Below are 22904 nucleotides of genomic sequence, written 5' to 3'. Positions count from 1 at the left end.
TCGTCAGCTCGCGCGGTACTGCTGCCAGGCGTCGCTCATGCGTGCGACCTGCCCGGCGGTGAACTGGTACATGCAGGAGTCCTGCGTGTAGTCCATGTAGTTGTGGATCGGGTCGAGGCCCGGGGCCGTGCAGGTGTCGGCGCCGACCGGGCAGTCGAACTGCGCGGTCGCCTCCGCCGGGGTGTCCGCGACCTGGTCGCCCTGGCCCTTACAACCGCCCTGGAACGTGTGGTAGAGCGCCAGCCAGTGGCCGACCTCGTGGGTCAGGGTGTCGCCGAACGCGTACTTGCCGGCCGTGCCGCCCGGCATCGACTCGTCGAGGATCACCACGCCGTCGTTGGTGTCGAGCTTCTTCTTCGGGAAGGTCGCCCAGCCGAGCAGGCCGTCGCCGATGTTGGCGGTCCAGACGTTGAGGACGTTCTTGCCGCCGACGCGGGTCGCGGCCTTCATCTGCTTCTCGACGCCGCCCGGGGTGACGGTCGACCAGGAGTCGTTGGCGAAGTAGTCGATGTCCTGGAGGCTGAACTGGAACGGCGTGGCCGGCGAGGCCTCGGCGCCGGTGCGGCCGCCGTACGCCTCGTTGAGGACGTTCACCTGGGCCTGGACCAGGCCGGCGAGGCGGTCCCGGTCGGCCTGGGTGGCCGTGGTGGGGGTGACGACGTGGAAGTACGTCGGGATGGAGACCGAGCCGCCGGCGAGCGTGCTCAGGTCGGCCAGGGAGGCGTACTGCGCGCCCGACCCCTCGAACAGCTCGGGCTCGACCTGCTTGGAGCCCTTGCGGACCCGGGCCGCAGCGGCGGCGTCGGAGTGGCCGTCCGCGCAGGCGGCGACCTGCGGCGACGGGGCGAGGGCGGTGGCGGGTACGGCGGCGGTGGCCGACAGCGTCGTGCCGGCGAGCGCCAGGGAGCCGGCCACCACGACCGACCGGAGGAGACGGGAGCGAGACATGTCCGAGAACACCTGTCTGGAGGGGGTAGGGGTCCGCAGCAACCTAACCGCGCGGTCAGGAAATGGACAGAGGCGTGTCTGCTTCCGTCCGGGCGCTTGTGCTGCGAGCCTTCCGGCGTGGACGCACTCGACTCCTGGACCCGCACCGAGCACACCGCCGACGTCAACGGCTCCCCGGCCACCCACCCGGTCTGGCGCCGCGGCACCGGGCCGGGCGTGATCGTGGTCCACGAGATGCCGGGCCTCACCAACGGCGTGGTCCGCTTCGGCGACGAGCTCGTCGAGGCCGGCTACACCGTGCTGCTCCCCCACCTCTTCGGCCCGGTCGGGCGGGAGTTCAGCAACGCCGACGTGCTCCGGACGATGCCGAGCATCTGCATCAGCCGCGAGTTCACCAAGCTGGCGCGCGGCGTCACGACGCCCGTGGCGGGCTGGCTGCGCTCGCTGGCGCGCGACCTGCACGCCGAGCTCGGCGGGCCCGGCGTCGGGGCGCTCGGGATGTGCTTCACCGGCGGCTTCGCGCTGGCGATGATGGTCGACGAGTCCACGGTCGCGCCGGTCGTCTGCCAGCCGAGCACGCCCTTCATCGGCCTCCCCGGCCGCGCCGCCGACCTCAACCTCTCCCCCGCCGACGCGGACGCCGTACGACGTCGCGCGGCCGACGGCTGCGCCGTGCTGGGCATCCGCTACACGTCCGACCCGCTCCCCGGCGCCCGCTTCGACACCCTGACCTCCCTCATCGGCGACGCCTTCATCAAGGTCGAGCTCGAGGGGAAGGGTCACTCCACCGTCACCGAGGAGCGCTCGCAGCGTGCCGTCGACGCTGTCCTCGACTTCTTCGGCGAGCGGCTCCACGCCTAGGCGAGATCGGTCAGCCACACGATCTCGTCGACGACGGCGGCCAGCGGCTGGGTCGCGTCGATGAGGACTCCGTCGCGCGGGACGTCCTCACCGGTCGCGTGGAGGCGTACGACGAGGTCGCGCTCCGCCGGCGCACCGCCGAACTCGTCGTCACCGCGCTGCGCGAGGCGGCCGAGGAGGGTGTCGAGGTCGACCGCGAGGACGAAGACCTCGTCGAACACGTCGAGGAACGTCGCGAAGTTGCGGGAGCCGCCGCAGAAGAAGGTCGCTGGCACGCTGTGGTCGGCGGCGATGGCTCGCACCCGCTCGACGTCCCAGATGTGGTGCTCGTGCACCGCGGTGTCGGTGCGCTCGCCGGTCACCGGGTCGCCCTGGTAGGCGAGGTCGGTGTCGCCGTTCACGGCGTGGTGTCCCCGACGCTGGAGCTCGCGGCAGACCGAGGTCTTGCCCGTGCCCGAGACGCCCTCGACGAGGTAGTTGCGCAGGCCCATCGCGGTCAGCCCATCGTGGCGATGAGACGCCGGACCGTGCCGAGCGCGCTGCGCGCGATCTCCGGAGCGGTCTCGCGGTAGTAGGTCGACGCGCTGATCGACGGCGCCAGCGCGAAGCCCCGCGCCCGGCGGTACGCCGCCTCGTCGAGGCCGACGGTGGCGCGGTAGAGGTCGGCGACCGACTCGGGCAGGTAGCCCCACATCGCGTTGAGCTCGATGGCCGGGTCGCCGCGGCCGGCGGCGCCCCAGTCGATCACCGCGGCCAGCCGCCCGTCGCGGACGAGCAGGTTGCCCTCGTGGAGGTCACCGTGGAACCAGCACGCCTCGCCGTCGTACGACGGTGCGGCGAGCGCGTCCGCCCAGACGGCCAGCACGGCATCGCGGGAGACCTCGGACGGATCGGCCTTCGCGGTCCACTCCTGCACCCATGGGTCGAGCGCGGCCAGGGGCGCGCCGCGGCCCTCGGTCTTCACCGGGCCGCCCATCCCGGGGATCGCGCGGCACTCCTTCACGAAGGTGCCGAGCGACACCGCCCACTCGTCGGGGTCGAAGGTCTCCTCCGTCGGGTTGTCGCCCTCGATCCACGGCACCACGGTCCAGTGCCACGGGTAGTCCTCGCCGGGCTCGCCCAGCGCGACCGGCGCCGGGATCGGGAGCGACAGGTGCGGCGCCAGGCGCGGCAGCCACGCGTGCTCGTGCAGCGCCGACTCCGCCGCCCAGTGGATGCGGGGCATCCGCACGAGCAGGTCGTCGCCGAGGCGGAACAGCTGGTTGTCGGTGCCGATCGGTGGCAGCCGCCGCAGTGGCAGCCTGGCCCACTCGGGGTGCTGGGCGTCCAGCAGGCGGCGTACGGTCCGGTCGTCGATCGCGATCTCGTCTGCGTGCATCCCACTCATCGGACAGCACGTTAGTACCGGCGAGTAGGTTTGGTCGTGTGAGTTTCCTGCGCCGCCAAGCCGTCCTCGCCGCCCTGACCGCCAACGCCCTCCGCCCGCCCCGCGGGCAGCGCAGCGGGCTCGCCGCCTTCCCTGCCGGCTGGATCTTCGGCGAGACCGCCCCACAGATGCTGGCGCTCACCGCGCTCGACGCGGCCACCCACCTGACGAAGGGCCGCCGCACGGGCTGGAAGGCGAAGGCGGGCCTGGTCCTCGCCGGCGCCAGCGCGCTCGGTCTCGCGCACATCGTGCGGCAGAGCAGCCAGACCAAGGACGTCTTCGAGGACGCGCTCGTCGAGGGCCTCGGCGTCGACTACGTCGAGCAGCTCGACGAGGTCCCGAGCCCCGCCGACCTCGCCACGCCGTGGCGCCGGCTGGCGCGTCCGTTCGACTTCACCGACGACGGCGTGAGGGTGATCGAGAACCTGCCCTACACCGAGGCCGGACGGCGCGGCCACCTCGACATCTACCTCCCCGCGGGTGAGGACGCGATCAAGGAAGCCCCCGTGCTGCTCCAGGTGCACGGCGGCGCGTGGACGCTCGGCCGGAAGGAGGACCAGGGCCGCCCGCTGATGAACCAGATGGCCGCCAAGGGCTGGGTCTGCGTGGCGATCAACTACCGCCTCTCCCCCCGCGACCCGTGGCCCGCCCACATCGTCGACGTGAAGCGCGCGATCGCGTGGGTCAAGGACAACATCGCCGACTACGGCGGCGACCCCGACTACCTCGTGATCACCGGCGGCTCGGCGGGCGGCCACCTCGCCGCACTGGCCGCGCTGACGCCGGGCGACCCGGAGTTCCAGCCGGGCTTCGAGGCCGCCGACACCAGCGTCCGGGCGGCGGTGCCGTTCTACGGCGTCTACGACTTCGCCGGCTCGACCGGCCTCGCCAACGCGATCTCGATGCGCGACACCTTCCTCAGCCCGCGCGTCATGCAGACGACGTGGAAGGACGCCCCGGACGTCTACGAGGCGGCCTCCCCGATCCTTCGGGTCACCGCGGACGCGCCCGACTTCTTCGTGATCCACGGCGACCACGACAGCCTGGTGGCCGTCGACCAGGCTCGGATGTTCGTCGCCGAGCTGCGCCGTACGTCGAAGGGCTCGGTGGTCTACGCCGAGGTGCCGGGCGCCCAGCACGCCTTCGACGTCTTCCACTCGATCCGCAGCGCCCACGCCGTCCGGGCCGTCGACCGCTACCTCACCTGGCACTGGAACACCTGGCGCCACGGCCTCGAGGCCGACAGCGGCGTCGACCCCGAGGAGCTCGACGACGCCGCGAGCTAGCCGGCCTGGGTGATGAAGCCGACCTGGTTGCCCGCCGGGTCGGTCAGCAGCGCCAGCGACGTACCACCGCCGACGGCGGTGACGGGGCGTACGACGGTGCCGCCGGCCGCCTCGACCTCGGCCACCTTGGCCTCCAGGTCGTCGGTCATCCAGTAGACGACCGGACCGGTCATCTGGTCGTGCTCGCCGTTGGGGTTGAGGCCGATCTCCTGGCCGTCGAGGTTGAAGCCGACGTAGTACGGCGTCTCGGTGTGCGGCTCGGCGCCCCACGCGACCTTGTAGAACGCGGTCGCGGCGGCGAGGTCGGGGGTGGGGTAGACGATGGTGTGGTTGCTCATGACGTGCTCCTCGGTCAGTGGGGTTGCCTTCACCCTCCTGACGTACAGCAGCCCGGGAGTGTGACCGCACTAGGGTCATCTCTCGTGATGCCCGCCGACCTGCTCGCCCACGCCCGTGCCGCGAAGGGCTTCATGCCCGAGGACGAGGGCGAGCTGCTGCACCGCTGGGCGCGCGAGCGGTTGGCGTACGGGCCGGTGCTGGAGGTCGGCACCTACTGCGGGAAGTCCGCGATCTGGCTCGGCGGCGCCGCTCGCGAGGTGGGCGGGACGGTGTTCACCGTCGACCACCACCGCGGCTCCGAGGAGAACCAGGCCGGCTGGGAGCACCACGACGACTCGCTCGTCGACCCCGACCTCGGCCTGATGGACACCCTCCCGACCTTCCGTCGGACCATCGCCGACGCCGGGCTCGAGGACCAGGTCGTCGCCGTGGTCGGTCGCTCCGACACGGTCAGCCGGTGGTGGCGTACTCCCCTCTCGTTGCTCTTCATCGACGGCGGGCACGGCGTCGAGCCGGCCCGGACCGACTTCCGCGGCTGGGCGCACTGGGTCATGGCCGACGGGCTGCTGGTGATCCACGACGTCTTCCCCGACCCCGCAGACGGCGGCCGGCCGCCCTACGAGGACATCTACCTGCCGGCGCTCGCCAGCGGCGCCTTCACCGAGGTGGAGACGCTGGGCTCGATGCGGGTGCTACGCCGTACGACGGGCGACGCCGGCGACGCTCTCTGAGGAGCAGCCACACTCGAGGCCGATCTCTGCGAAGTCCGGGGCGAGCGTCGTGCCGCGCATGATGTCGGCGCCGGGCGTGCCGTCCGACAGCGCGTCGACGGCCAGGATGACCGCGGCAGCGGTGTAGGTCGTCTGCTCGGCGGGCCAGTTCACGTCGTCAGGGAACACGTAGCCCGTCCAGTAGGACCCCTCGTCGGTGCGCAGGTGCTGCATGTCGGCCAGCAGCCGCAGCGCGCGCTCGCGGTCGCCGATCGCCTCCAGCGCGAGCACCAGCTCGCAGGTCTCCGCGCCGGTCACCCACGGGTTGGCCGAGACGCAGCGGATGCCGAGGCCGGGCTCGACGAACGTGTCCCAGCGCTCCGCCAGCAGGTCGTACGCCGCCTCGCCGCGGACCGCGCCGCCGAGCACCGGGTAGTACCAGTCCATCGAGAAGGTGGACTTGTCGAGGAAGAGGTCGCGGTGCTCGCGCAGCGCGTGGCCCAGCCGGCCGCCAGCCAGCTCCCACTCGGGCTGCGACTCCCCCACCAGCTCGGCGAGCGCCACACCGGCCCGCAGCGAGTGGTGGATGCTCGACGACCCGGCGAGGAGGGCGTCCGCGTTGACCTTGGCGGGGTGACCGTCGCGCCACTCCTGCGACCAGGCGACGCCGCCGAAGGGCAGCTGCATCGACACGACGTAGTCCAGCGCGCGCCGCACGGTCGGCCACATCCGGCGGACGAACGCCTCGTCGCGCACGACCAGCCAGTGGTGCCACACGCCCACGGCGACGTAGGCCGACATGTTGGTCTCGCCGGAGTGGTCCTCCACGACGCCGCCGACGATCTTCATCGGCCAGGAGCCGTCGGCCCGCTGGGTGTCGCGGACCCACGCGAACGCGCACTCGGCCGCCTCGCGCTGGTCGCCGACGACCAGCGCCATCGCCGACTCGACGTGGTTCCAGGCGTCGGTGTGCTCGCCGACGGACCACGGGATCGCCCCCGAGGGCTCCTGGGCGGCGGCGATCGTCGCGGCGGTCTGCTCGACCTGGCCGCGCGTGAGGATGTCGCCGATCGCCGGGGTGGCGGTCATCGGTCCGAGGCCGCCGGCTTGGTGAAGTAGAGCACCATGCTCTTGCCGATCAGCGGGTCGAGGACCTTGCCGGCCACCTGCAGCGCCTTGGGGTTCTCCATGATCTCCCACACCAGGAGCTTGTGGTAGGCCTTGGCGAGAGGGTGGTCGTCGTTGGTGACGCCGACCGCGCACTTGATCCACCAGTAGGGCGAGTGCAGACCGTGGGCGTAGTCCTTGCCGGCGAACGTCATGCCCGCCTTGGTGACCTTGTCGACGAGCTCTTCCTGCGTGTAGATCCGGATGTGGCCGCCCTCGACGTTGTGGTAGTCGTCGGAGAGCTTCCAGTTCACGATCTCGGGGAACCACCGCGGCACGCTGACGGCCAGGGTGCCGCCGGGGCGCAGCACCCGCACCAGCTCGTGGATCGCCTGGATGTCGGCGGGGATGTGCTCGAGCACCTCGGCCGCGACGATCCGGTCGAACTCGCCGTCGGCGAACGGCAGGGCGAGGGCGTCGCCCTCCTTGACGTCGGCCTCGGCGCCGTCCGGCACCTCGCCCGCGTCGCGCATCGCGGCGAACCACTCGCGCACGGTCGCCAGCTCGTCGGCGTCCTGGTCGAAGGCGATGACGTCGGCACCGCGCTTGTACATCTCGAAGGCGTGGCGGCCGGCGCCGCAGCCCATGTCGAGCACCCGCTCACCCGGCCGGAGGCCGAGGCGGTCGAAGTCAACGGTCAGCACGGTGGTTCTCCTTCTCGCGCCGCTCCTGCTGGAAGTCGGCGATGGTCTCCTCGTAGGCGGCGGCGGTGGCCTCGGCCACGGCACGCCAGCTGAACAGCTCCTCGACCCGGGCGCGGCCGCGCGCACCCATCGTCGTACGGCGTCCGGGGTCGTCGAGCAGTGCCGCGAGGGCCTGCTCCAGCTCACCGACGTCGCCGGGGGTCACCAGGTCGGCGCACTCGCCGTCGGGGCCCACGACCTCGGGGATCGCACCGGCTCGCGAGACCACCAGCGGGGTCGCGCACGCCATCAGCTCGGCGGTCGGGAGCGAGAAGCCTTCGTAGAGCGACGGCACGCAGGCGACCTCGGCCGAGCCCATCACGCGCACCAGCTCCTCGTCGCTCACACCGTTGACGAACTGGACGCGGTCGGCGATGCCGAGCTGGTCGATGAGCTGCTCGGTGCGCCCGCCCGGCTCGGGGCGAGTGACCAGGACCAGCGAGACGTCGCGCTCGACGCTCAGCTTGGCGAAGGCCTCGAGCAACGTCGCGATGCCCTTCATCGGGGCGTCGGCGCTCGCCATCGCGAGGATCCGGCCGGGCACGCGGGGCTCGGTCGGCGGCGCGAAGACCTCGTCGACGCCGAGCAGGATCGTCTGCAGCCGCGCGGGGTCGACGCCGAAGTCGCGGGCCACGTCGCGGGACGAGGACTCCGACGGGGTGAGCACCTTGCGGTAGAGCTTGGCGACCTTGGTCTGCATGCGCAGGAAGCCGTACCACCGGCGCAGCGTGAGCCGCTTGCGCCAGGTTGGCGCGGTCTGGAGGTCGATGCGCCGGTCCATGGTGATCGGGTGGTGGATGGTCGCGATGACCGGCAGGCCGTAGGCCTCGAGCTCCATGATCCCGGTGCCGAGCACCTGGTTGTCGTGGGCGATGTCGAAGTCGCCGGCCCGCTCCTTCATCAGCCGTGCGACGCGCGAGCTGAAGGTCTTCGGCTCGGGGAAGCCGGCCGTGCACATGGTCAGGAACTCCTCGACGTCGATGCGGTCGCGGAACTCCCGGAGCTTCGGCACCCGGAACGGGTCCGGCTCGCGATAGAGGTCGAGGCTCGGCACCTTCGTCAGCCCCACGCCCTCGTCGAGCTCGGGGTAGGGCTGGCCGGAGAAGACCTCGACCTCGTGCCCGAGGCGGACCAGCTCACGGCTCAGGTGGCGGATGTAGACGCCCTGCCCACCGCAGTGGGGCTTGCTCCGGTAGGACAGCATGGCGATGCGCACGGAGTCATTATGCCTACTGGCCGGTAGGGGCTTGCCGCTCAGCCCTCGCTGGAGTGACCCGGGAAGACGTGGGCGGTCGGGTCGATGGCCACCGCGGCGTTGTTGACGGCCGTCGCCGCCTCGCCGAAGCCGACCGCGATCAGGCGCACCTTGCCGGGGTAGTCGGTGATGTCGCCGGCGGCGAAGACGCGCGGCAGGTTGGTGCGCATCGAGGAGTCGACGACCACGTGCCGCTTCTCGGTGACCAGTCCCCACTGCTGGATCGCGCCGAGGTCGGCGATGAAGCCGAGCGCGGCGACCAGCGCCTGCGCCTTGAGCGTGCGCGGCTCCTCGCCGTCGACGCTGACCTCGACCTCCTCGAGGTGGCCGTTGCCGCGCAGCTCGGTCACCTGGGCGTTGGTGACGATCTGGACCGTCGAGTCCTTCACCGCCGCGACCGTGCGCTCGTGGGCGCGGAAGGCGTCGCGGCGGTGCACCAGGGTGACGGACGAGGCGATCGGCTCGAGGTGCTGGGCCCAGTCGAAGGCGCTGTCGCCGCCGCCGACGATGACCACGTCCTTGCCGGCGTACGGCGCGAAGCTGGGCACGAAGAACTCCATGCCCCGTCCCACCCAGCCGTCACCGGCCGGCAGCGGCCGCGGACTGAACTTGCCGATGCCCGAGGTGATCAGGACGGCACCGGCCGTGACGCGAGTGTCGTCGTCGAGCGTGACGACGACGTCGTCGTCACGGTGCTCGAGGGTGGTGGCCGTGCGGTCCAGGAGGTACGTCGGATCGGCCGTGGCAGCCTGCTCCACCAGTCCCTCGACGAGGTCGCGCCCCTTCACGCTGGGGAAGCCCGCGACGTCCAGGATCGCCTTCTCGGGGTACATCGCGGTGATCTGGCCGCCCAGCTCGGGCAGCGAGTCCACGACCGTGACGCTCATGCCACGGAACCCGGCGTAGTAGGCGGAGTAGAGCCCCGTCGGGCCGGCTCCGATGATCAGCAGGTCGGTCGTCACGTCCACGGCGCGATCCTCCCCATCCGCGTGCCCGACCACAAGGGCCCGACCACGGGGCCGCTCACTGGGGCCGTCACAGCGCGTCCAGCTCGCTGACCAGCCAGTCGCCGCCGACGCGGCGCATGGTGACCAGGACGCGGTCCAGGTCGACCTCCGGGGACTTCAGGTCCTTGCCGTCGGTCGTCTGGTTCACGAACACCAGCACTCGGGCGTACGACGTCGTGGCGTGCACAAGCGCCGTGCCGACCACCTCGGCGGAGACCACCCGGTGGTTGCTGCGGCTCGAGGTGACGACGCCGGCCATGGTGCGGTCGTACTGGTCGAGCATGCCGCCCGTCATCAGGTCGCGCGCGGCCGCCTTGTCGTCGGCGAGCGACTTCCACGAGTAGCTGTAGATCCGGGTGGCCGCCTCGTCGGCGACCCCGAGCACGGTGTCCTTGACCTCCGCAGAGGCGACGGACGCGCCCTCGGCCTCGGCGCTGGTGAGGTCGAGGCCCGAGGTGTCGTCGCGCTGGGTCCAGAGCCAGCCGCACACTGCGGCCGCGGCCAGCACGAGGACGGCGAGGAGGGAGGCGATGCGCTGCTGCAGGGTCACCGGGTCACCTCACGAACCTCAGCCGGCTGGTGAGCCACTGATTGCCGTCGCGCACCAGCTCGAGCTCGAGGCGGTAGTACCTGACCTGCGGCTCCTCGGTGCTCGTGTTGGTGACCGTGCTGTTCGCGGCGACCAGCACCGTCGCCGAGTCGTCGTCGAGGTCCGAGACGCCGAGCGCGACGACCTCGCCGGCCGACGTCGCTTGCGTGCGGGTCGCCTCCTTCACCAGGCGCTTGCTCTGCGACTCGTACTGCTCCTTGAAGTCACCGGTGGCGCCGTCCAGCACGCGCTGGACGACGACGTCCATGGTGCGGTGGTCGACGGTCAGGAAGGCCAGCGCCTCGCTGCGCGCGGCTGCGGCCACGTCGTGCTGGGCTGCGGTGAGCTCCTCGTCGGGAGAGTCCACGGACGTGACGAGGAAGACGATCCCGGCCAGCAGCCCGGCGAGCGCGACGGACAGCGCGCCGATCAGCCAGATGGTGCCGCGTCCTCCCACGCGGCGAACCTAGCCCAGGCGAGGCTCCCGGCGCCGCTGATCCGCGTGCCTAGACTGCGTTGTCGTGAGACGGCAGACCGAGCACCTGACGGCCCACCCGTCGGCGATGCTCCTCGGGGCGCAGCTGCTGCAGGTCCTGGCGTGGCCGTTCCTCGGCGGATCCAAGGTCGGCGGCGCGTTCCTCGGCGTCATCGGGATGCTCGCCGTGGGCTCCGCGGTCCTCGCGGTCCGTCGTACGCCCAACGTGTCGCGCGTCGTCTTCTTCCTCGGCGCGCCGACGATCGTGTTCACGTTGCTCGAGGCGATCTTCTCCGACACCGACCCGATCGTGCTCGTCTCCGGCGTGCTGCACGCGCCGTTCTACTTCTACGTCTCCTACGCGATGCTGCGCTACCTCTTCCACGACGAGGAGATCACCACCGACGAGTACTACGCGACGGGCGCCGCCTTCACTGTCGTCGCGTGGGGCTTCGCGTACCTCTTCGCCGCGGTTCAGGTGGTCTGGCCCAGCTCGTTCGCCAACGACGGCGGCTTCGACCACACGTGGTTCGAGCTGCTCTACCTGTCGTTCTCGACGCTCACCAGCGTCGGGCTCTCGGACATCGTCGCGGTCGGCGCGCAGGCACGTTCGATCCTGATGGTCGAGATGATGGTCGGCGTCTTCTACATCGCGATGGTCGTGGCCCGCATGGTCGGGCTCACCATGATGCGGCGGCGCTGAGCACTCAGCGCTCCCAGCCCTCGGGCCGGTCCTTCTTCGGCAGCTTGGAGACCACCAGCCGGTAGGACTCCTCGACCGCCTCGGCCAGCTCGTCGTCCGGGATCGCGCCGCCGAAGGCGAGGTCGTTCCACCCCGACCGGCCGATGTACGCCATCACGCTCGCGTCGTCGGGGTAGCGGTGCAGCCACTCGTCGGCCACCTCGCGCGTCGCGCCGGCCTTCACGCCCACGCCGTCGGCGCCCAGGAACGCGAAGATCTTGCCCCTCTCCCCCGGGCCGACCTTGAAGACGGGCCACTCGTGGTCCCACGGGTTGTCGGGCCACGCCCCCGGGAAGTCCGCGCACAGGGCCTGCATCCGCGTGACGTCCATCCCACTCCCCCGGTCCGGACGACCCGGCGCGGGGTCAGTCCTCGTCGTCGTCCTCCTCGTCGTCGAGGAGGCCCTCCTTCTCGGCAGCCTCCACGATCCGGCGGACGTTGTCGATGTTCCCGCAGTCGGCGTCGAGCTGCTTGTTGCGCTCGGTGGCGAAGGCCTCGCCCAGCTCGGCACGCACCTGCTCCCCGACCTCCTCGCGCGCCGGGTTGAGGATGGTGAGCTCCTCCTCGGTGAGGTGGTGGTTGAGCGCGGTCGCGAGGTCCTCGACGGCGTCGTCGAAGGCCTGGGTGTCGGTGCCCTTGAGCTCGAGGACCTTCAGCATCGCCTCGTGGCCCTCGGCGTGCTCCTCCTCGCCGTGCTCGGCCTCGTGCTCCGTGATCGCGTCCTTGCGCCGGAGCTTGGGGTAGACGTGCTTCTCCTCCGCCTCGGCGTGCGCGACGTGCAGCGCCGCCAGCGCATGGCGTACGGCGTCGCGGTCCGAGGTGCTGTCGCGCAGTTGGCGCATCAACGCCTCGAAGCGTCGGTGGTCCTCGAGGATCAGGTCGATGACGTCGCCCGAGACGGGCCTGCCGAGGTCGATCGGGGTGCTCATGCAGGCGACGTTAGCGAGGTGCCGGGCGCCTCGGCCTCACCCGCAGGGTGCCTATGCTGGCGCCATGTCGTCCGACGTGTGGGGTCGCTTCGAGCACGATCCACGCTCCCCGCAGGCAGCCCGGCTCAGGGCCTCCGACCGCGACCGCGACATCGCCTTCGAGGCGCTCGGCAACGCCTATGCCGAGGGCCGGCTCGACCACGACGAGTACGACACCCGGCTGACGGCGGTGACCACGGCCAAGATGCTCGGCGAGGTCGTGCCGCACCTCGAGGACCTCGTGCCCGACCAGCCCGGCACGTCTCTCGCGTCCCGCCCCTCGGGCGCACTCGCGTCGGGCGACCTGCATGCACAGGCCGTTCGCAAGTGGGAGTCGGACCGGCGCGAGGCGGTGATGGGCCTGATCGGCATCTCCGCCCTGCTCTGGACCATCTGGGCGGTCACGATGTTCGGCGGCTTCCCCTGGCCGCTCTTCCCGATGGGCTTCGCGGTGATGAACCTCGCCCGCACGATCGTGCAGAAGCAGGACATCATCGCCGACCACGAGCGCAAGCTGCTCAAGCGGGAGCGGAAGGCCGCCGAGCTCGAGCAGCAGCGGCTGAACGAGCTGGAGCCGGGCTCGGAGGACTGAGCGCTACTTGGTGGCTTCCATCATCTGACGCAGCTCCTTCTTGAGCTCGGAGATCTCGTCGCGCAGGCGCGCGGCGACCTCGAACTGGAGCTCGGCAGCCGCGTGCTTCATCTGCTCGGTGAGCTCCTGGATCAGCTCGGCGAGGTCGCTGCTGGGGATGCCGGCGGTGTCGGGGGCTTCGTTGTGGATCTTCGACAGCGCGGGGGTCGGCGACTTGCCGGCCTTTACGCCACCCGCACGGCCCTTCTGGCCGACATCGGCCCAGGTGCGTAGCAGCTCCTCGGTGTTCTCGTCCTCGCGGGCGAGCATCTCGGTGATGTCGGCGATCTTCTTGCGCAGCGGCTGCGGGTCGATGCCGCGCTCGGTGTTGTAGGCGACCTGGATCGCGCGACGACGGTTGGTCTCGTCGATCGCGGCCTCCATCGAGGGCGTGATCTTGTCGGCGTACATGTGGACCTGGCCGGACACGTTGCGCGCGGCACGGCCGATGGTCTGGATCAGCGACTTGTCGGAGCGCAGGAAGCCCTCCTTGTCGGCGTCGAGGATCGCGACCAGCGACACCTCGGGCAGGTCGAGGCCCTCACGGAGCAGGTTGATGCCGACGAGGACGTCGTACTCGCCCAGGCGGAGGTCGCGCAGCAGCTCGATCCGCTTGAGGGTGTCGACCTCGGAGTGGAGGTAGCGGGTGCGGATGCCGGCGTCGAGGAGGTAGTCGGTGAGGTCCTCGGACATCTTCTTGGTCAGCGTGGTGACGAGGACGCGCTCGCCCTTCTCGGAGCGCTCGCGGATCTCGTGGATCAGGTCGTCGATCTGCCCCTTGGTCGGCTTGACCACGACCTCGGGGTCGACCAGACCCGTCGGCCGGATGATCTGCTGGACGGTGTTGTCCACGCCGCCGACGCGGTCGAGCTCGTAGTTGCCGGGGGTCGCCGAGAGGTAGACCGTCTGACCGATCCGGTCGACGAACTCGTCCCAGCGCAGGGGGCGGTTGTCCATCGCGCTCGGCAGCCGGAAGCCGTGGTCGACCAGGTTGCGCTTGCGCGACATGTCGCCTTCGTACATGCCACCGATCTGCGGCACCGCGACGTGGGACTCGTCGACGACGAGCACGAAGTCCTCGGGGAAGTAGTCGAGGAGCGTGTTGGGGGCGGAACCGCGGGTGCGGCCGTCCATGTGCATCGAGTAGTTCTCGATGCCCGAGCACGAGCCGACCTGCCGCATCATCTCGACGTCGTAGGTGGTGCGCATCCGCAGCCGCTGCGCCTCCAGCAGCTTGCCCTGCTTCTCGAACGAGGCGAGCTGGTCGTCGAGCTCGAGCTCGATGCCCTTGATCGCCCGCTCCATCCGCTCGGGACCGGCGACGTAGTGGGTCGCGGGGAAGACGTGGAGCTCGGTGTCCTCCGAGATCACCTCGCCGGAGATCGGGTGGAGCGTCATCAGCCGCTCGATCTCGTCGCCGAAGAACTCCACGCGCACCGCGAGCTCCTCGTAGACCGGGAAGATCTCGAGCGTGTCGCCGCGCACGCGGAACGTGCCGCGGGTGAAGGACATGTCGTTGCGGGTGTACTGGATCTCCACGAGGCGGCGGAGCACGGAGTCGCGGTCGTGCTCCTCGCCGACCTTGAGCCGCAGCATGCGGTCGACGTACTCCTGCGGGGTGCCGAGGCCGTAGATGCACGACACCGTCGAGACCACGATCGTGTCGCGGCGGGTGAGCAGGCTGTTGGTCGCGGAGTGGCGCAGCCGCTCGACCTCCTCGTTGATCGAGGAGTCCTTCTCGATGTAGGTGTCGGTCTGGGGGACGTAGGCCTCGGGCTGGTAGTAGTCGTAATACGAAACGAAGTACTCGACGGCGTTGTCGGGGAAGAGCTGGCGCAGCTCGTTGGCGAACTGCGCAGCCAGGGTCTTGTTGGGCTGGAGCACCAGGACCGGACGCTGGAGCTGCTCGGCCACCCACGCGACCGTGGCGGTCTTGCCGGTGCCCGTCGCACCGAGGAGCACGACGTCCTGCTCGCCGCCCTGGATGCGCTCGACGATCTCCTCGATCGCCGCCGGCTGGTCGCCGGACGGCTCGTAGTCGGAGACCACCTTGAAGGGGGCCACCCGGCGCTGGAGATCGGTGACTGGACGCATGCGTCGAGCCTACGGGCAGCCACCGACAGCGGGGCGTGGCGCGTTCGTGACCCCTCCGTGACCCGGGTCGTCCAGACTCCCCCCATGGGGTCGCGACGGGGGTGGCGAAGGGTGATGTCGTACGCCGTCGCGCTGGGCGCCGCGACCGTGCTGGCGGGCTGCTCCGGCGACGAGCCGGAGGTCGACGTGCTCGGCTCCTGGATCCTCGTCTCGGGCAGCACCGCCGACGGTCCCCTGGACGTGCCGGACGGCTCGCGGGTCTCGCTGACCTTCGCCGACGGCTCGGCAGGCGGCAAGGCTCCGTGCAACGACTACGGCTCGCCCTACGAGATGGACGGCGACGAGCTCGACTTCACCGAGGGTGGGATCGCCCAGACGCTGGTCGGGTGCGAGGGTGCCGACGGCGAGCTCGAGGCGGCGTACCTCTCGGCCCTCGGGGAGGCGCGGACGGCCATGCGGGAGGCCGACACCCTCACGCTCAGTGGTGACGACGTCGAGCTGGAGTTCCGGCTCACCCCGCCGTGGTCGCGGTCCGAGGTGGTCGGCCGTACCTGGTGGCTCGCGTCGTGGACCGACGACACGGGCGCGGAGCACGAGGCGACCTGGGAGCCGGGCAGCCGCCCGTTCCTGCGCCTCGACACCAAGGGCGATCGGGGCGGACCCGTGACCGCCAGGTCCGGCTGCCGGACGATGCGGGGTCACTGGACGGACTGGCGCGACCAGCCGACCATCACCCGGTCCGGGTGGAGGGGCGACTGCCTGCACTTCACGGACCAGGCGCGGGCGGTCGAGTCAGTGATGTCCGAGATGGTCGTCGAGGTCCGCCAGCGTGACGGCCAGGCCGAACTCGTCGTGCGGAACGCCCACGGGTCCGGCCGCACGCAGCTCGTCTACCGCCGCTGAGCCGCTCTACGCTCGCGGCATGCCCGACCCGACGCAGCCGCCGGACCACGTGCTCGACCTGTTCGTGGCCGAGGGCGTGCTGGAGCGGCTCGAGGGCGGGCAGGGCACCAGCTGGCGGGCCGGCGACCTTGTCCTCAAGCCGGGCCACGACGAGTCCGAGGCCTGGCTGGCGCCGATCCAGGCGCGGCTCGCGGTGCGCCTCGACGAGCAGTCGCCGCGCTCGGTCCGGCTCGCGCTCCCGGTGCCCGCCCGCGACGGCAACCTCACCGCCGACGGCTGGGCGGCCACCAGGTTCGAGCCCGGTACGACGCCCTGCCGCGACCTCGGTGTGCTCCGCGCCACCGCCCACCTCCTCCACGCCCACCTGGCGAGCGCCGTCCCCACTCGACCGGTGGGCCTCGACACGAGGACCGGCCAGTGGGTCGTCGCCGAGCACCAGGCGTACGACGCCGACGCCGCGCTGCTGGCCGCTGCCGAGCGACCGGAGCCCGGGCTCGCCGGCCTGGTCGAGCGGCTCGTCGCCGGGCTCGAGCCGGCCGACCTCGGACGCGAGCAGCTGGTCCACGGCGACCTCGCGGGCAACGTCCTCCTCGACGCGACCGGCGTACCTTTCGTGATCGACCTGTCCCCCGCCTGGCGCTCGCCGCTGTGGGCCGAGGCGGTGTGCGTGCTCGACGCCGTGCTGTGGCTCGACACTCCGGCCGAGGCTCTCGACGACTGGCGGCACGGCCAGCAGCGCCAGGCGATGCTGCGCGCGGCGCTCTTCCGGGTGCTGTCGGACCAGCCGTGCGACGTCGATCGCTACGCAGCGCTGGGGCTCGCCTGAGGGATACGCTGAGGTCATGGAAGGCGAGGCCAGGAAGCGCGGACGTCCGATCATCGCGGTGCTCGGCGTGGGCTGGATCGGCATCGGTTTCTGGTCGGTCAAGGACGACCAGATGTGGCACGCAGCGGCCTGCGTCTCCCTGGGCCTGCTCTGGCTCGCGTGCTTCGTCTGGCCCGGCTCGAGGCTCGACAGGTTCATGTCGACGCCTCTCTTCGGCAGGAAGAAGCGGCGTGAGGAGGTCAGCGCACCCGGTCGAGGGTGACGACCCGGACGCCACCGGCGAGGTCGACCTGCGACACGGGCTCGAAGCGCGCGTGGGTGAACGGGCCTGCGAAGAGTCGGGTGCCGTCGCCGATCACCGACGGGTTGACCTTGAGCACCAGGCGGTCGATCTCGGGCAGGAGGGCGTGCGCGAGCGTGCCGCCGCCGACGAGCCAGATGTCGAGCCCGTCCTCGGCCTTGAGCTGACGCACCCGTTCGACGGGGTCGCCGGACACGACCTCGACCGGCAGGTCGTCGCGCTCGGCGAGGGACGTGGAGACGACGAGGTGCCGCAGGTGTGGGTACGCGTCGAGGAGGCCGGCCGCCAGGCCGATGTCGTACGACCCGCGTCCCTCCACGACGGTGTCGAAGTGCGTCCCCGGACCGGAGAGGCCCATCGCCTCGCGCGCCGGACCCGGCAGGGTCTCCGGCCACGTCGACACCAGGTGCTCGACGAGATCGGGCGTGACGGGCAGGAAGTCGGATCCGCTCGGGTCGCCGCCGTCCGGCCCGGCGATGAACCCGTCGAGGGTGACGGCGACGAAGTAGACGAGACGACGCATGCGGCGCATCGTGCCAGCCGGTGCTGCCGATTCTCACTGGACCCCCTCGCTAGATTGTCCGCGTGACCGCCGCTCGCCTGCTGACCACCGTGCGACGGGGCCTGCTCGGGCTGCTCGGACTGCAGGTCGGGCTCGCGGTCGCGTTGTCGCTCGTCGACTCCTACCGCCGCCGCGGCAAGAAGCCGAAGCCGTTCCCGGTCACCGGCCCGGAGACCGTGCCCGTCGGCACCGGCGAGATCACGACGTACACGTTCGGCCGTGACCTGTACGACGACATGCTGGCCGCGATCGACGGTGCCAAGAAGCAGATCCTCTTCGAGACCTACATCTGGAAGGGCGACGAGATCGGGTGGAAGTTCAAGACCGCCCTGACCGCCGCGGCCGCGCGCGGGGTCGACGTGCACTGCATCTACGACGGCTTCGCGAACGTGGTGGTCTCCCCCGCCTTCAAGCGCTTCCCGCCGTCGCTGAAGGTGCTGCGCTACCCGATCTGGACGGCCGGCCTGAAGTTCTGGGACCTGCGCCGCTACGGCCGCAACCACCGCAAGATGCTCGTCGTCGACGAGGAGGTCGCCTTCCTGGGCGGCTACAACATCGGCTCGGCCTACGCCACCGAGTGGCGTGACACGCACGTCCGGATCACCGGGCCGGGCGTGTGGGACATGAAGCGCGCCTTCGCCGACTTCTGGAACCTCAACCGACGCCACCGACTCAAGCGCAACGAGCGGCCGCTCCTGCTGGAGACCGCGTCCGACTGGGACCCGCAGATCCGGATCCACAAGAACATCCCGCGGCAGTGGTTGTTCCCGATCCGCAGCATGTACCTCGAGGCGATCCAGCGCGCGAGCCGCAACATCTGGATCACGACGGCGTACTTCCTGCCCGACCAGGACTTCGTCGACGCGGTCGCCGAGGCGGCGCGGCGCGGCGTCGACGTACGCATCCTGCTGCCGCTGAAGTCCAACCACATCGTCGCCGACTGGATCTCGCGCGGCTACTACGGCCAGCTGCTCGGCGCGGGCGTGCGGATCCTGCGGTTCAAGGACGCGATGGTGCACGCCAAGACGGCCACCATCGACGGCAGCTGGGCAACCGTCGGCACCGCGAACATCGACCGGCTCAGCCTCCAGGGCAACTACGAGATCAACCTCGAGGTCATCGACCCGGACTTCGCCAGGGTCATGGAGCAGGTCTTCGCCACCGACGAGTCCAACTGCCTCGAGCTGACCCTCGACGAGTGGCAGGCGCGCGACCTCAACCGCAAGTTCACCGAGACCTTCCTCGGCCCGCTGCGGCCGCTCCTCTGAAGGCCGGCGCGTGTCGGAGGAGGTGAGCACGGGGACGCGGCTGTCCCCGCTCGCGACCCCCAACTTCCGCTACTTCTTCATCGGCCAGGTCATCAACCGCTTCGGCGGGTCGATGGCCGGCGTCGCGCTCGCCTTCGCGGTGCTCGAGATCGACGACTCGGCCTCCGCACTCGGCTGGGTGGTCGCCGCCTCCAGCATCCCGATGGTCGTCTTCATGCTCCTCGGCGGTGCGATCGCCGACCGACTCCCGCGCGCCGTCGTGCTGCGCGGCTGCAACCTCGTCCAGGGTGTCGCGCAGACGCTGACAGCCGTCCTGGTGATCACCGGCCGGGCCGAGATCTGGCACCTGGTCGTGCTGCAGGCCGTCGCCGGCGTCGTCTTCGCGGTGAGCTATCCCGCCTTCCTCGGCATGGTCCCGATCCTGCTGCCGGTGGAGGAGCGCAAGGCCGCGTTCCTGCTGATCGGCCAGGCCACGAGCCTCGTGGGCATCGTGGGACCGGCGATCTCCGGCCTGCTGGTGGCGACGGCCGGCCCGGGGTGGGCGCTGGCGATCGACGCCTCGACGTACCTGATCGCGGCGTCCCTGCTCGTGCTCGTACGGCTCCCTCCCGGCGACCGCAGCCAGGCGAAGCCGAGCGTGATCGGCGACTTCGTCGCGGGGTGGTCGTTCGCCCGCCAGCTCGGCTGGGTGATCCCGGGCGCGACCTGCGCCCTCGTCTTCAACGCGCTGCACAGCGGCGCGATCAACGTCCTCGGCCCGGTGATCGCCGACGACACGATCGGCAGCGAGGGCTGGGGGCTGGCCGGCTCCGCGCAGGCGGTCGGCGTCTTCGTCGCCGCCTTCTTCCTGGCCAAGGCGAGCCTGACGCGTCCGATGAAGGCGATCATGGTCGCGTTCGTCCTCTGGAACGTCCCGATGCTGGTGCTCGGCACCCACGTCGACGTCTGGCTGCTCGCCACCGCCTTCTTCGTCAGTGGAGCCGCGCTGAGCCTGCTCGACCTCTCCTGGAACCTCCTCGTCCAGGAGAAGGTGCCCGAGGCGATGCTGTCGCGGATCATGGCGATCGACGGGTTCTTCTCGTTCGTTGCGACGCCGATCGGGCAGATCACCGTAGGCCCGCTCGCGCACGCCTTCGGTCCGACCGGCGTGCAGATCGGGTTCTTCGTCGTCGCAGTGCTCGTCGCCTGCTACGCCCTGACCCGGCGCGTGCTGACCGAGCTCCGTCTCACCGGTGCACCCCCGCCGGAGCTCTCGGCCTAGTGCCTCGGCCGGAGCGCCAGGATCCAGATCGACACGACGGCGATCCACGCCAGGCCGCCGACGTACGCCATCGCCTGCCAGCCGAACCAGCGGAGCGCGTCGCCATAGCGGGCGAGGGCGATGAGCTCGAGGACCACGAAGGAGACGCCGGTGAGACCGAGCGGCCGCACCCGTGCGGCGTCGTCGATGAGGCGGGCGTGCACGGCGGCCCAGCCGAGGCCGACGAGCCACGCGCCGACCGCGCGACCGGTCAGCGGGGTGAGCGGCCACGACCACGCCCGGGCGGCCCACTCGGGATTGGCCAGGAGCGCGAGGCCCGACGCCAGCAGGACGGCACCGAGCCCGAGGAGCAGCCACCGCAGCAGCCCCGGCAGCGGTCGTCGTACTCCATTGCTCGACTCGACGGTGACGCGGGACTGCAGGCCGATGGCGAGGAGCATCGCGATCGGTACGCCTGCGTAGATCGCGAGCCAGCCCCACGTGACGAGGCGGGCGCTGGTCGGCTGCTCGGCGCCGAGGTGGAACTTGTCGAGGTGAACCAGCGTGACGACGAAGGTGAGGGTCGTGAAGACCAGCACCGTCCAGACCGTCAGCCGCGCGCGACCCCAGCCGGCCGACCGGGCGCCGGCGATCTCGAGGACAGCGCTCGACCAGTAGGCCGCGCCGAGGAAGACGGCGGTCATCGGCACGTCGATGGTCCAGGAGAACCACTCGTCGGTGCGGGTCGGGAAGACGGTGAGCTGGAAGCCGGCGAGGAAGACCAGCAGGGCGGCGACCACCAGCAGGACGCGCATCGGACGGGCCACGGCGGCATCGCGCCCCGCGGCGAGGTGCCGGCTCATCCGGGAGCCGGGAGGGGGTGGGCGGCGAGGTAGCCGTGGAGGGTGGCGATCACCATCGCGCCGTCACCGACGGCCGTGGCGACCCGCTTCACCGAACCCGCGCGCACGTCGCCGACCGCGAAGACGCCCGGCAGGCTGGTCTCCAGCGGCAGCCGCATCACGCCATCTGGTGCGGGCGCGGTGACGTCGCGGCCCGTGCACACGAAGCCGGTGCTGTCGCGCTCGAGCTCCTCGGGCAGCCAGGCGGTGCGGGGCATCGACCCGATCAGCACGAAGAGCCCGCCCGCGGGGACCCGCTCGGTCTCGCCCTCACCGTGCGGGTCGCCGAGGGTCAGCTCCTCGAGGCAGCCGTCGTCGGTGCGCCCGCCGACCACGGCGGTGCGGTAGCGGATGGAGACGTTGCGGGTGGCCTCGAGCTGGGAGATGAGGTACTCCGACATGCTCGCCGCGAGCGACGGGCCGCGGACCACGAGGACGACCTGGCGGGCGTAGCGGGCGAGGTGGAGCGCGGCCTGGCCGGCGGAGTTGCCGCCACCGACGACGTAGACGTCCTCCCCCGTCATCGACGGCGCCTCGGCGACGGCGGCGCCGTAGTAGACGCCGCGGCCGACCAGCGACTCGAGCTCGGGCACGTCGAGGCGGCGGTAGTCGACGCCGGTGGCGATCACGATGCTGCGCGCGCGGACCCGGCTGCCGTCGGTCATCGAGACGGTGTGGATGCCGTCCTCGGTGCCGAGGGCGTCGACGGGTCGCATGAAGGAGTACTCGGTGCCGAAGGCCCACGCCTGCTGGAAGGAGCGGAAGGCCAGGTGCGCGCCGCTGACCCCGCGCGAGAAGCCGGGGTAGTTGCGGATCAGCGACGACGTGCCGGCCTGGCCGCCGACCGCCTGCTGCTCGATCACCAGGGTCGAGAGGCCCTCGGAGGACGCGTAGACCGCGGCCGCGAGCCCGCTGGGCCCGGCGCCGACCACCACGACGTCGTACACCTTGTCGGGCGAGAGCGGGGTCATCAGCCCGAAGGCGTCGGCGATCTCGAGGTCGCTGGGTGCGACGAGGGTCGTGGGCGGTGAGGTGAAGGAGAGCATCACGACCGGGAGGTCGGGGTCCTCGAGGCCGGCGCCGGCGAGGAGGCGGTTGGCGGCCGGGCTGCCGACCTGGTGGAAGGCGACCGGGATGTGGTTGCGGCCGAAGGTGTCGCGCAGCACGTGGGTGCGCTCGTCGCGCTGCTCGCCGATCAGCCGCACGGCCTCGAAGCCGATGCCCTGGGCGAGGTGCCAGTCGTCGAGGGCGTCGGAGATCGTGCCGTGGAACTCCTCGTCGCGCGGGCGCTCGGGCCGCAGCAGGAGCAGCTCGGCGTGGCCGTGGGAGATCGCGGAGAACACCTCGGGCGTGCTCGCGAAGTCGCCCCAGACGACGGCGATCGCGCGCTTGGCGGAGGGATGCAGGGAGTACGCCCGGCGCAGGAAGAGCAGCCCCTCGCGGTCGTCGGGGCCGTAGCACCCGATGACGAGCGCAACCTGGCGTCCCCACCGCCGCAGGCCCTCGAGCACCGCGCGGGCATGCGTGTACTCGGCGCACACGACGACCTCGTAGTCGCTGCCGTACCTGCGGCGCAGCTCCCCACCGATCACGTCCCGTGACGTCTCGTCGGTCGTGGCCAGCAGCATGACCGGATCGACGTCGCTCATGCGGCCTCCCTCAAAGCCCTGACATCGGCATCGACGCTACCCCCGCCCCACGGGGCTGGCGACTCCATTTCT

The 22904-nt window shown here is 71.1% G+C and carries 26 protein-coding genes; 10 read left to right on the top strand and 16 right to left on the bottom strand.

Annotated elements, in window-relative coordinates:
* Positions 1-3 precede the first annotated feature (3 nt).
* Complete coding sequence (locus tag J2X46_RS14965; protein ID WP_310251867.1) at positions 4-948, bottom strand: zinc metalloprotease; 945 nt, start codon at positions 946-948, stop codon at positions 4-6.
* Between the two features lie 117 nt (positions 949-1065).
* Between J2X46_RS14965 and J2X46_RS14960 the strand changes: the two genes are divergently transcribed.
* The gene (locus tag J2X46_RS14960) at positions 1066-1809 is read left to right on the top strand and encodes a dienelactone hydrolase family protein (RefSeq protein ID WP_310251866.1); all 744 of its coding nucleotides are present in this window, start codon (positions 1066-1068) and stop codon (positions 1807-1809) included.
* Here J2X46_RS14960 and J2X46_RS14955 read toward each other — a convergent pair.
* Both J2X46_RS14955 and J2X46_RS14950 read right to left on the bottom strand, forming a co-directional pair.
* Positions 1806-2300, bottom strand: coding sequence for an AAA family ATPase (locus tag J2X46_RS14955; RefSeq protein WP_310251865.1), 495 nt, complete (start codon positions 2298-2300; stop codon positions 1806-1808). The genes J2X46_RS14960 and J2X46_RS14955 overlap by 4 nt on opposite strands.
* Positions 2301-2305: 5 nt before the next feature.
* Positions 2306-3196 carry an aminoglycoside phosphotransferase family protein gene (locus tag J2X46_RS14950; RefSeq protein WP_310251863.1) on the bottom strand — a complete coding sequence of 297 codons (891 nt, stop codon included), beginning with the start codon at positions 3194-3196 and terminating at the stop codon, positions 2306-2308.
* A gap of 38 nt (positions 3197-3234) precedes the next feature.
* Between J2X46_RS14950 and J2X46_RS14945 the strand changes: the two genes are divergently transcribed.
* Positions 3235-4521, top strand: a complete 1287-nt coding sequence (locus J2X46_RS14945; RefSeq protein WP_310251861.1) for an alpha/beta hydrolase — start codon at positions 3235-3237, stop codon at positions 4519-4521.
* Here J2X46_RS14945 and J2X46_RS14940 read toward each other — a convergent pair.
* A complete protein-coding gene (locus J2X46_RS14940; protein WP_310251859.1) occupies positions 4518-4859 on the bottom strand; it encodes a VOC family protein in 342 nt (113 codons plus the stop codon). The genes J2X46_RS14945 and J2X46_RS14940 overlap by 4 nt on opposite strands.
* An 87-nt stretch (positions 4860-4946) precedes the next feature.
* Here J2X46_RS14940 and J2X46_RS14935 point away from each other — a divergent pair, with 87 nt between their 5' ends.
* Positions 4947-5591: a class I SAM-dependent methyltransferase gene (locus tag J2X46_RS14935; protein WP_310251856.1), complete on the top strand. Its 645-nt coding sequence runs from the start codon at positions 4947-4949 to the stop codon at positions 5589-5591.
* Here J2X46_RS14935 and J2X46_RS14930 read toward each other — a convergent pair.
* The 6 genes from J2X46_RS14930 to J2X46_RS14905 all read right to left on the bottom strand — a co-directional run bounded on the left by J2X46_RS14930 (position 5553) and on the right by J2X46_RS14905 (position 10728).
* On the bottom strand, positions 5553-6659 hold the full coding sequence (locus J2X46_RS14930) for a prenyltransferase (RefSeq protein ID WP_310251855.1): 1107 nt from the start codon (positions 6657-6659) through the stop codon (positions 5553-5555). The genes J2X46_RS14935 and J2X46_RS14930 overlap by 39 nt on opposite strands.
* Positions 6656-7381 (bottom strand): methyltransferase domain-containing protein, encoded by a 726-nt coding sequence (locus J2X46_RS14925; RefSeq protein ID WP_310251853.1) that lies wholly within the window; start codon positions 7379-7381, stop codon positions 6656-6658. The genes J2X46_RS14930 and J2X46_RS14925 overlap by 4 nt, the downstream gene beginning before the upstream one ends.
* Complete coding sequence (locus tag J2X46_RS14920) at positions 7368-8636, bottom strand: glycosyltransferase family 4 protein (RefSeq protein WP_310251851.1); 1269 nt, start codon at positions 8634-8636, stop codon at positions 7368-7370. Before J2X46_RS14920 ends, J2X46_RS14925 begins: the two co-directional genes overlap by 14 nt.
* A gap of 38 nt (positions 8637-8674) precedes the next feature.
* Positions 8675-9643: an NAD(P)/FAD-dependent oxidoreductase gene (locus J2X46_RS14915; protein WP_310251849.1), complete on the bottom strand. Its 969-nt coding sequence runs from the start codon at positions 9641-9643 to the stop codon at positions 8675-8677.
* Between the two features lie 67 nt (positions 9644-9710).
* Positions 9711-10232 carry a hypothetical protein gene (locus J2X46_RS14910; RefSeq protein ID WP_310251847.1) on the bottom strand — a complete coding sequence of 174 codons (522 nt, stop codon included), beginning with the start codon at positions 10230-10232 and terminating at the stop codon, positions 9711-9713.
* 4 nt (positions 10233-10236) lie between these two features.
* A complete protein-coding gene (locus tag J2X46_RS14905; RefSeq protein ID WP_310251845.1) occupies positions 10237-10728 on the bottom strand; it encodes a hypothetical protein in 492 nt (163 codons plus the stop codon).
* Between the two features lie 64 nt (positions 10729-10792).
* Here J2X46_RS14905 and J2X46_RS14900 point away from each other — a divergent pair, with 64 nt between their 5' ends.
* Positions 10793-11449: a potassium channel family protein gene (locus J2X46_RS14900; protein ID WP_310251843.1), complete on the top strand. Its 657-nt coding sequence runs from the start codon at positions 10793-10795 to the stop codon at positions 11447-11449.
* 4 nt (positions 11450-11453) lie between these two features.
* Here the strand turns inward: J2X46_RS14900 and J2X46_RS14895 are convergent, their stop codons facing one another.
* Positions 11454-11819 (bottom strand): MmcQ/YjbR family DNA-binding protein, encoded by a 366-nt coding sequence (locus J2X46_RS14895; RefSeq protein WP_310251842.1) that lies wholly within the window; start codon positions 11817-11819, stop codon positions 11454-11456.
* Positions 11820-11853: 34 nt separating this feature from the next.
* On the bottom strand, positions 11854-12417 hold the full coding sequence (locus J2X46_RS14890; RefSeq protein WP_310251840.1) for a hemerythrin domain-containing protein: 564 nt from the start codon (positions 12415-12417) through the stop codon (positions 11854-11856).
* Between the two features lie 64 nt (positions 12418-12481).
* Between J2X46_RS14890 and J2X46_RS14885 the strand changes: the two genes are divergently transcribed.
* Positions 12482-13048, top strand: a complete 567-nt coding sequence (locus tag J2X46_RS14885; RefSeq protein ID WP_310251838.1) for a DUF1707 domain-containing protein — start codon at positions 12482-12484, stop codon at positions 13046-13048.
* A gap of 3 nt (positions 13049-13051) precedes the next feature.
* Here J2X46_RS14885 and uvrB read toward each other — a convergent pair whose 3' ends face one another.
* On the bottom strand, positions 13052-15181 hold the full coding sequence (gene uvrB, locus J2X46_RS14880) for an excinuclease ABC subunit UvrB (RefSeq protein ID WP_310251836.1): 2130 nt from the start codon (positions 15179-15181) through the stop codon (positions 13052-13054).
* A gap of 84 nt (positions 15182-15265) precedes the next feature.
* Here uvrB and J2X46_RS14875 point away from each other — a divergent pair, with 84 nt between their 5' ends.
* Genes J2X46_RS14875 through J2X46_RS14865 form a run of 3 tightly spaced genes read left to right on the top strand, consistent with a single transcriptional unit; the run spans position 15266 to position 17172 of the window.
* Entirely contained in the window at positions 15266-16084 is an 819-nt protein-coding gene (locus tag J2X46_RS14875) for an META domain-containing protein (RefSeq protein ID WP_310251834.1), read from the top strand.
* A 19-nt stretch (positions 16085-16103) separates the two neighbouring features.
* Positions 16104-16910 (top strand): hypothetical protein, encoded by an 807-nt coding sequence (locus tag J2X46_RS14870; protein ID WP_310251833.1) that lies wholly within the window; start codon positions 16104-16106, stop codon positions 16908-16910.
* 16 nt (positions 16911-16926) lie between these two features.
* The gene (locus J2X46_RS14865) at positions 16927-17172 is read left to right on the top strand and encodes a hypothetical protein (protein WP_310251831.1); all 246 of its coding nucleotides are present in this window, start codon (positions 16927-16929) and stop codon (positions 17170-17172) included.
* On the opposite strand, the gene J2X46_RS14860 is transcribed toward J2X46_RS14865, so the two are convergent.
* Positions 17150-17734: a dihydrofolate reductase family protein gene (locus J2X46_RS14860; RefSeq protein WP_310251829.1), complete on the bottom strand. Its 585-nt coding sequence runs from the start codon at positions 17732-17734 to the stop codon at positions 17150-17152. The genes J2X46_RS14865 and J2X46_RS14860 overlap by 23 nt on opposite strands.
* Positions 17735-17796: 62 nt before the next feature.
* On the opposite strand from J2X46_RS14860, the gene J2X46_RS14855 reads away from it, so the two are divergent.
* On the top strand, positions 17797-19041 hold the full coding sequence (locus tag J2X46_RS14855; RefSeq protein ID WP_310251828.1) for a phospholipase D-like domain-containing protein: 1245 nt from the start codon (positions 17797-17799) through the stop codon (positions 19039-19041).
* Between the two features lie 10 nt (positions 19042-19051).
* Complete coding sequence (locus J2X46_RS14850) at positions 19052-20302, top strand: MFS transporter (protein WP_310251826.1); 1251 nt, start codon at positions 19052-19054, stop codon at positions 20300-20302.
* On the opposite strand, the gene J2X46_RS14845 is transcribed toward J2X46_RS14850, so the two are convergent.
* Both J2X46_RS14845 and J2X46_RS14840 read right to left on the bottom strand, forming a co-directional pair.
* On the bottom strand, positions 20299-21144 hold the full coding sequence (locus tag J2X46_RS14845) for a hypothetical protein (protein ID WP_310251824.1): 846 nt from the start codon (positions 21142-21144) through the stop codon (positions 20299-20301). The genes J2X46_RS14850 and J2X46_RS14845 overlap by 4 nt on opposite strands.
* Complete coding sequence (locus J2X46_RS14840) at positions 21141-22832, bottom strand: FAD-dependent oxidoreductase (protein ID WP_310251822.1); 1692 nt, start codon at positions 22830-22832, stop codon at positions 21141-21143. Before J2X46_RS14840 ends, J2X46_RS14845 begins: the two co-directional genes overlap by 4 nt.
* Between the last annotated feature and the right edge of the window lie 72 nt (positions 22833-22904).

The sequence above is a fragment of the Nocardioides sp. BE266 genome (assembly GCF_031457855.1).
Taxonomy (GTDB): Bacteria; Actinomycetota; Actinomycetes; order Propionibacteriales; family Nocardioidaceae; genus Nocardioides.
Note: the sequence above shows the minus strand (reverse complement) of the source record. Positions and strands in the feature narration are given on the sequence as shown.

What these genes read in the sequence shown, in the direction of transcription:
- J2X46_RS14965 (WP_310251867.1), bottom strand. Translation starts at nt 948, where the DNA reads ATGTCTCGCTCCCGTCTCCTCCGGTCGGTCGTGGTGGCCGGCTCCCTG.
- J2X46_RS14955 (WP_310251865.1), bottom strand. Translation starts at nt 2,300, where the DNA reads ATGGGCCTGCGCAACTACCTCGTCGAGGGCGTCTCGGGCACGGGCAAG.
- J2X46_RS14950 (WP_310251863.1), bottom strand. Translation starts at nt 3,196, where the DNA reads ATGAGTGGGATGCACGCAGACGAGATCGCGATCGACGACCGGACCGTA.
- J2X46_RS14940 (WP_310251859.1), bottom strand. Translation starts at nt 4,859, where the DNA reads ATGAGCAACCACACCATCGTCTACCCCACCCCCGACCTCGCCGCCGCG.
- J2X46_RS14935 (WP_310251856.1), top strand. Translation starts at nt 4,947, where the DNA reads ATGCCCGCCGACCTGCTCGCCCACGCCCGTGCCGCGAAGGGCTTCATG.
- J2X46_RS14930 (WP_310251855.1), bottom strand. Translation starts at nt 6,659, where the DNA reads ATGACCGCCACCCCGGCGATCGGCGACATCCTCACGCGCGGCCAGGTC.
- J2X46_RS14895 (WP_310251842.1), bottom strand. Translation starts at nt 11,819, where the DNA reads ATGGACGTCACGCGGATGCAGGCCCTGTGCGCGGACTTCCCGGGGGCG.
- J2X46_RS14890 (WP_310251840.1), bottom strand. Translation starts at nt 12,417, where the DNA reads ATGAGCACCCCGATCGACCTCGGCAGGCCCGTCTCGGGCGACGTCATC.
- J2X46_RS14885 (WP_310251838.1), top strand. Translation starts at nt 12,482, where the DNA reads ATGTCGTCCGACGTGTGGGGTCGCTTCGAGCACGATCCACGCTCCCCG.
- uvrB (WP_310251836.1), bottom strand. Translation starts at nt 15,181, where the DNA reads ATGCGTCCAGTCACCGATCTCCAGCGCCGGGTGGCCCCCTTCAAGGTG.
- J2X46_RS14875 (WP_310251834.1), top strand. Translation starts at nt 15,266, where the DNA reads ATGGGGTCGCGACGGGGGTGGCGAAGGGTGATGTCGTACGCCGTCGCG.
- J2X46_RS14870 (WP_310251833.1), top strand. Translation starts at nt 16,104, where the DNA reads ATGCCCGACCCGACGCAGCCGCCGGACCACGTGCTCGACCTGTTCGTG.
- J2X46_RS14865 (WP_310251831.1), top strand. Translation starts at nt 16,927, where the DNA reads ATGGAAGGCGAGGCCAGGAAGCGCGGACGTCCGATCATCGCGGTGCTC.
- J2X46_RS14860 (WP_310251829.1), bottom strand. Translation starts at nt 17,734, where the DNA reads ATGCGTCGTCTCGTCTACTTCGTCGCCGTCACCCTCGACGGGTTCATC.
- J2X46_RS14845 (WP_310251824.1), bottom strand. Translation starts at nt 21,144, where the DNA reads ATGAGCCGGCACCTCGCCGCGGGGCGCGATGCCGCCGTGGCCCGTCCG.
- J2X46_RS14840 (WP_310251822.1), bottom strand. Translation starts at nt 22,832, where the DNA reads ATGAGCGACGTCGATCCGGTCATGCTGCTGGCCACGACCGACGAGACG.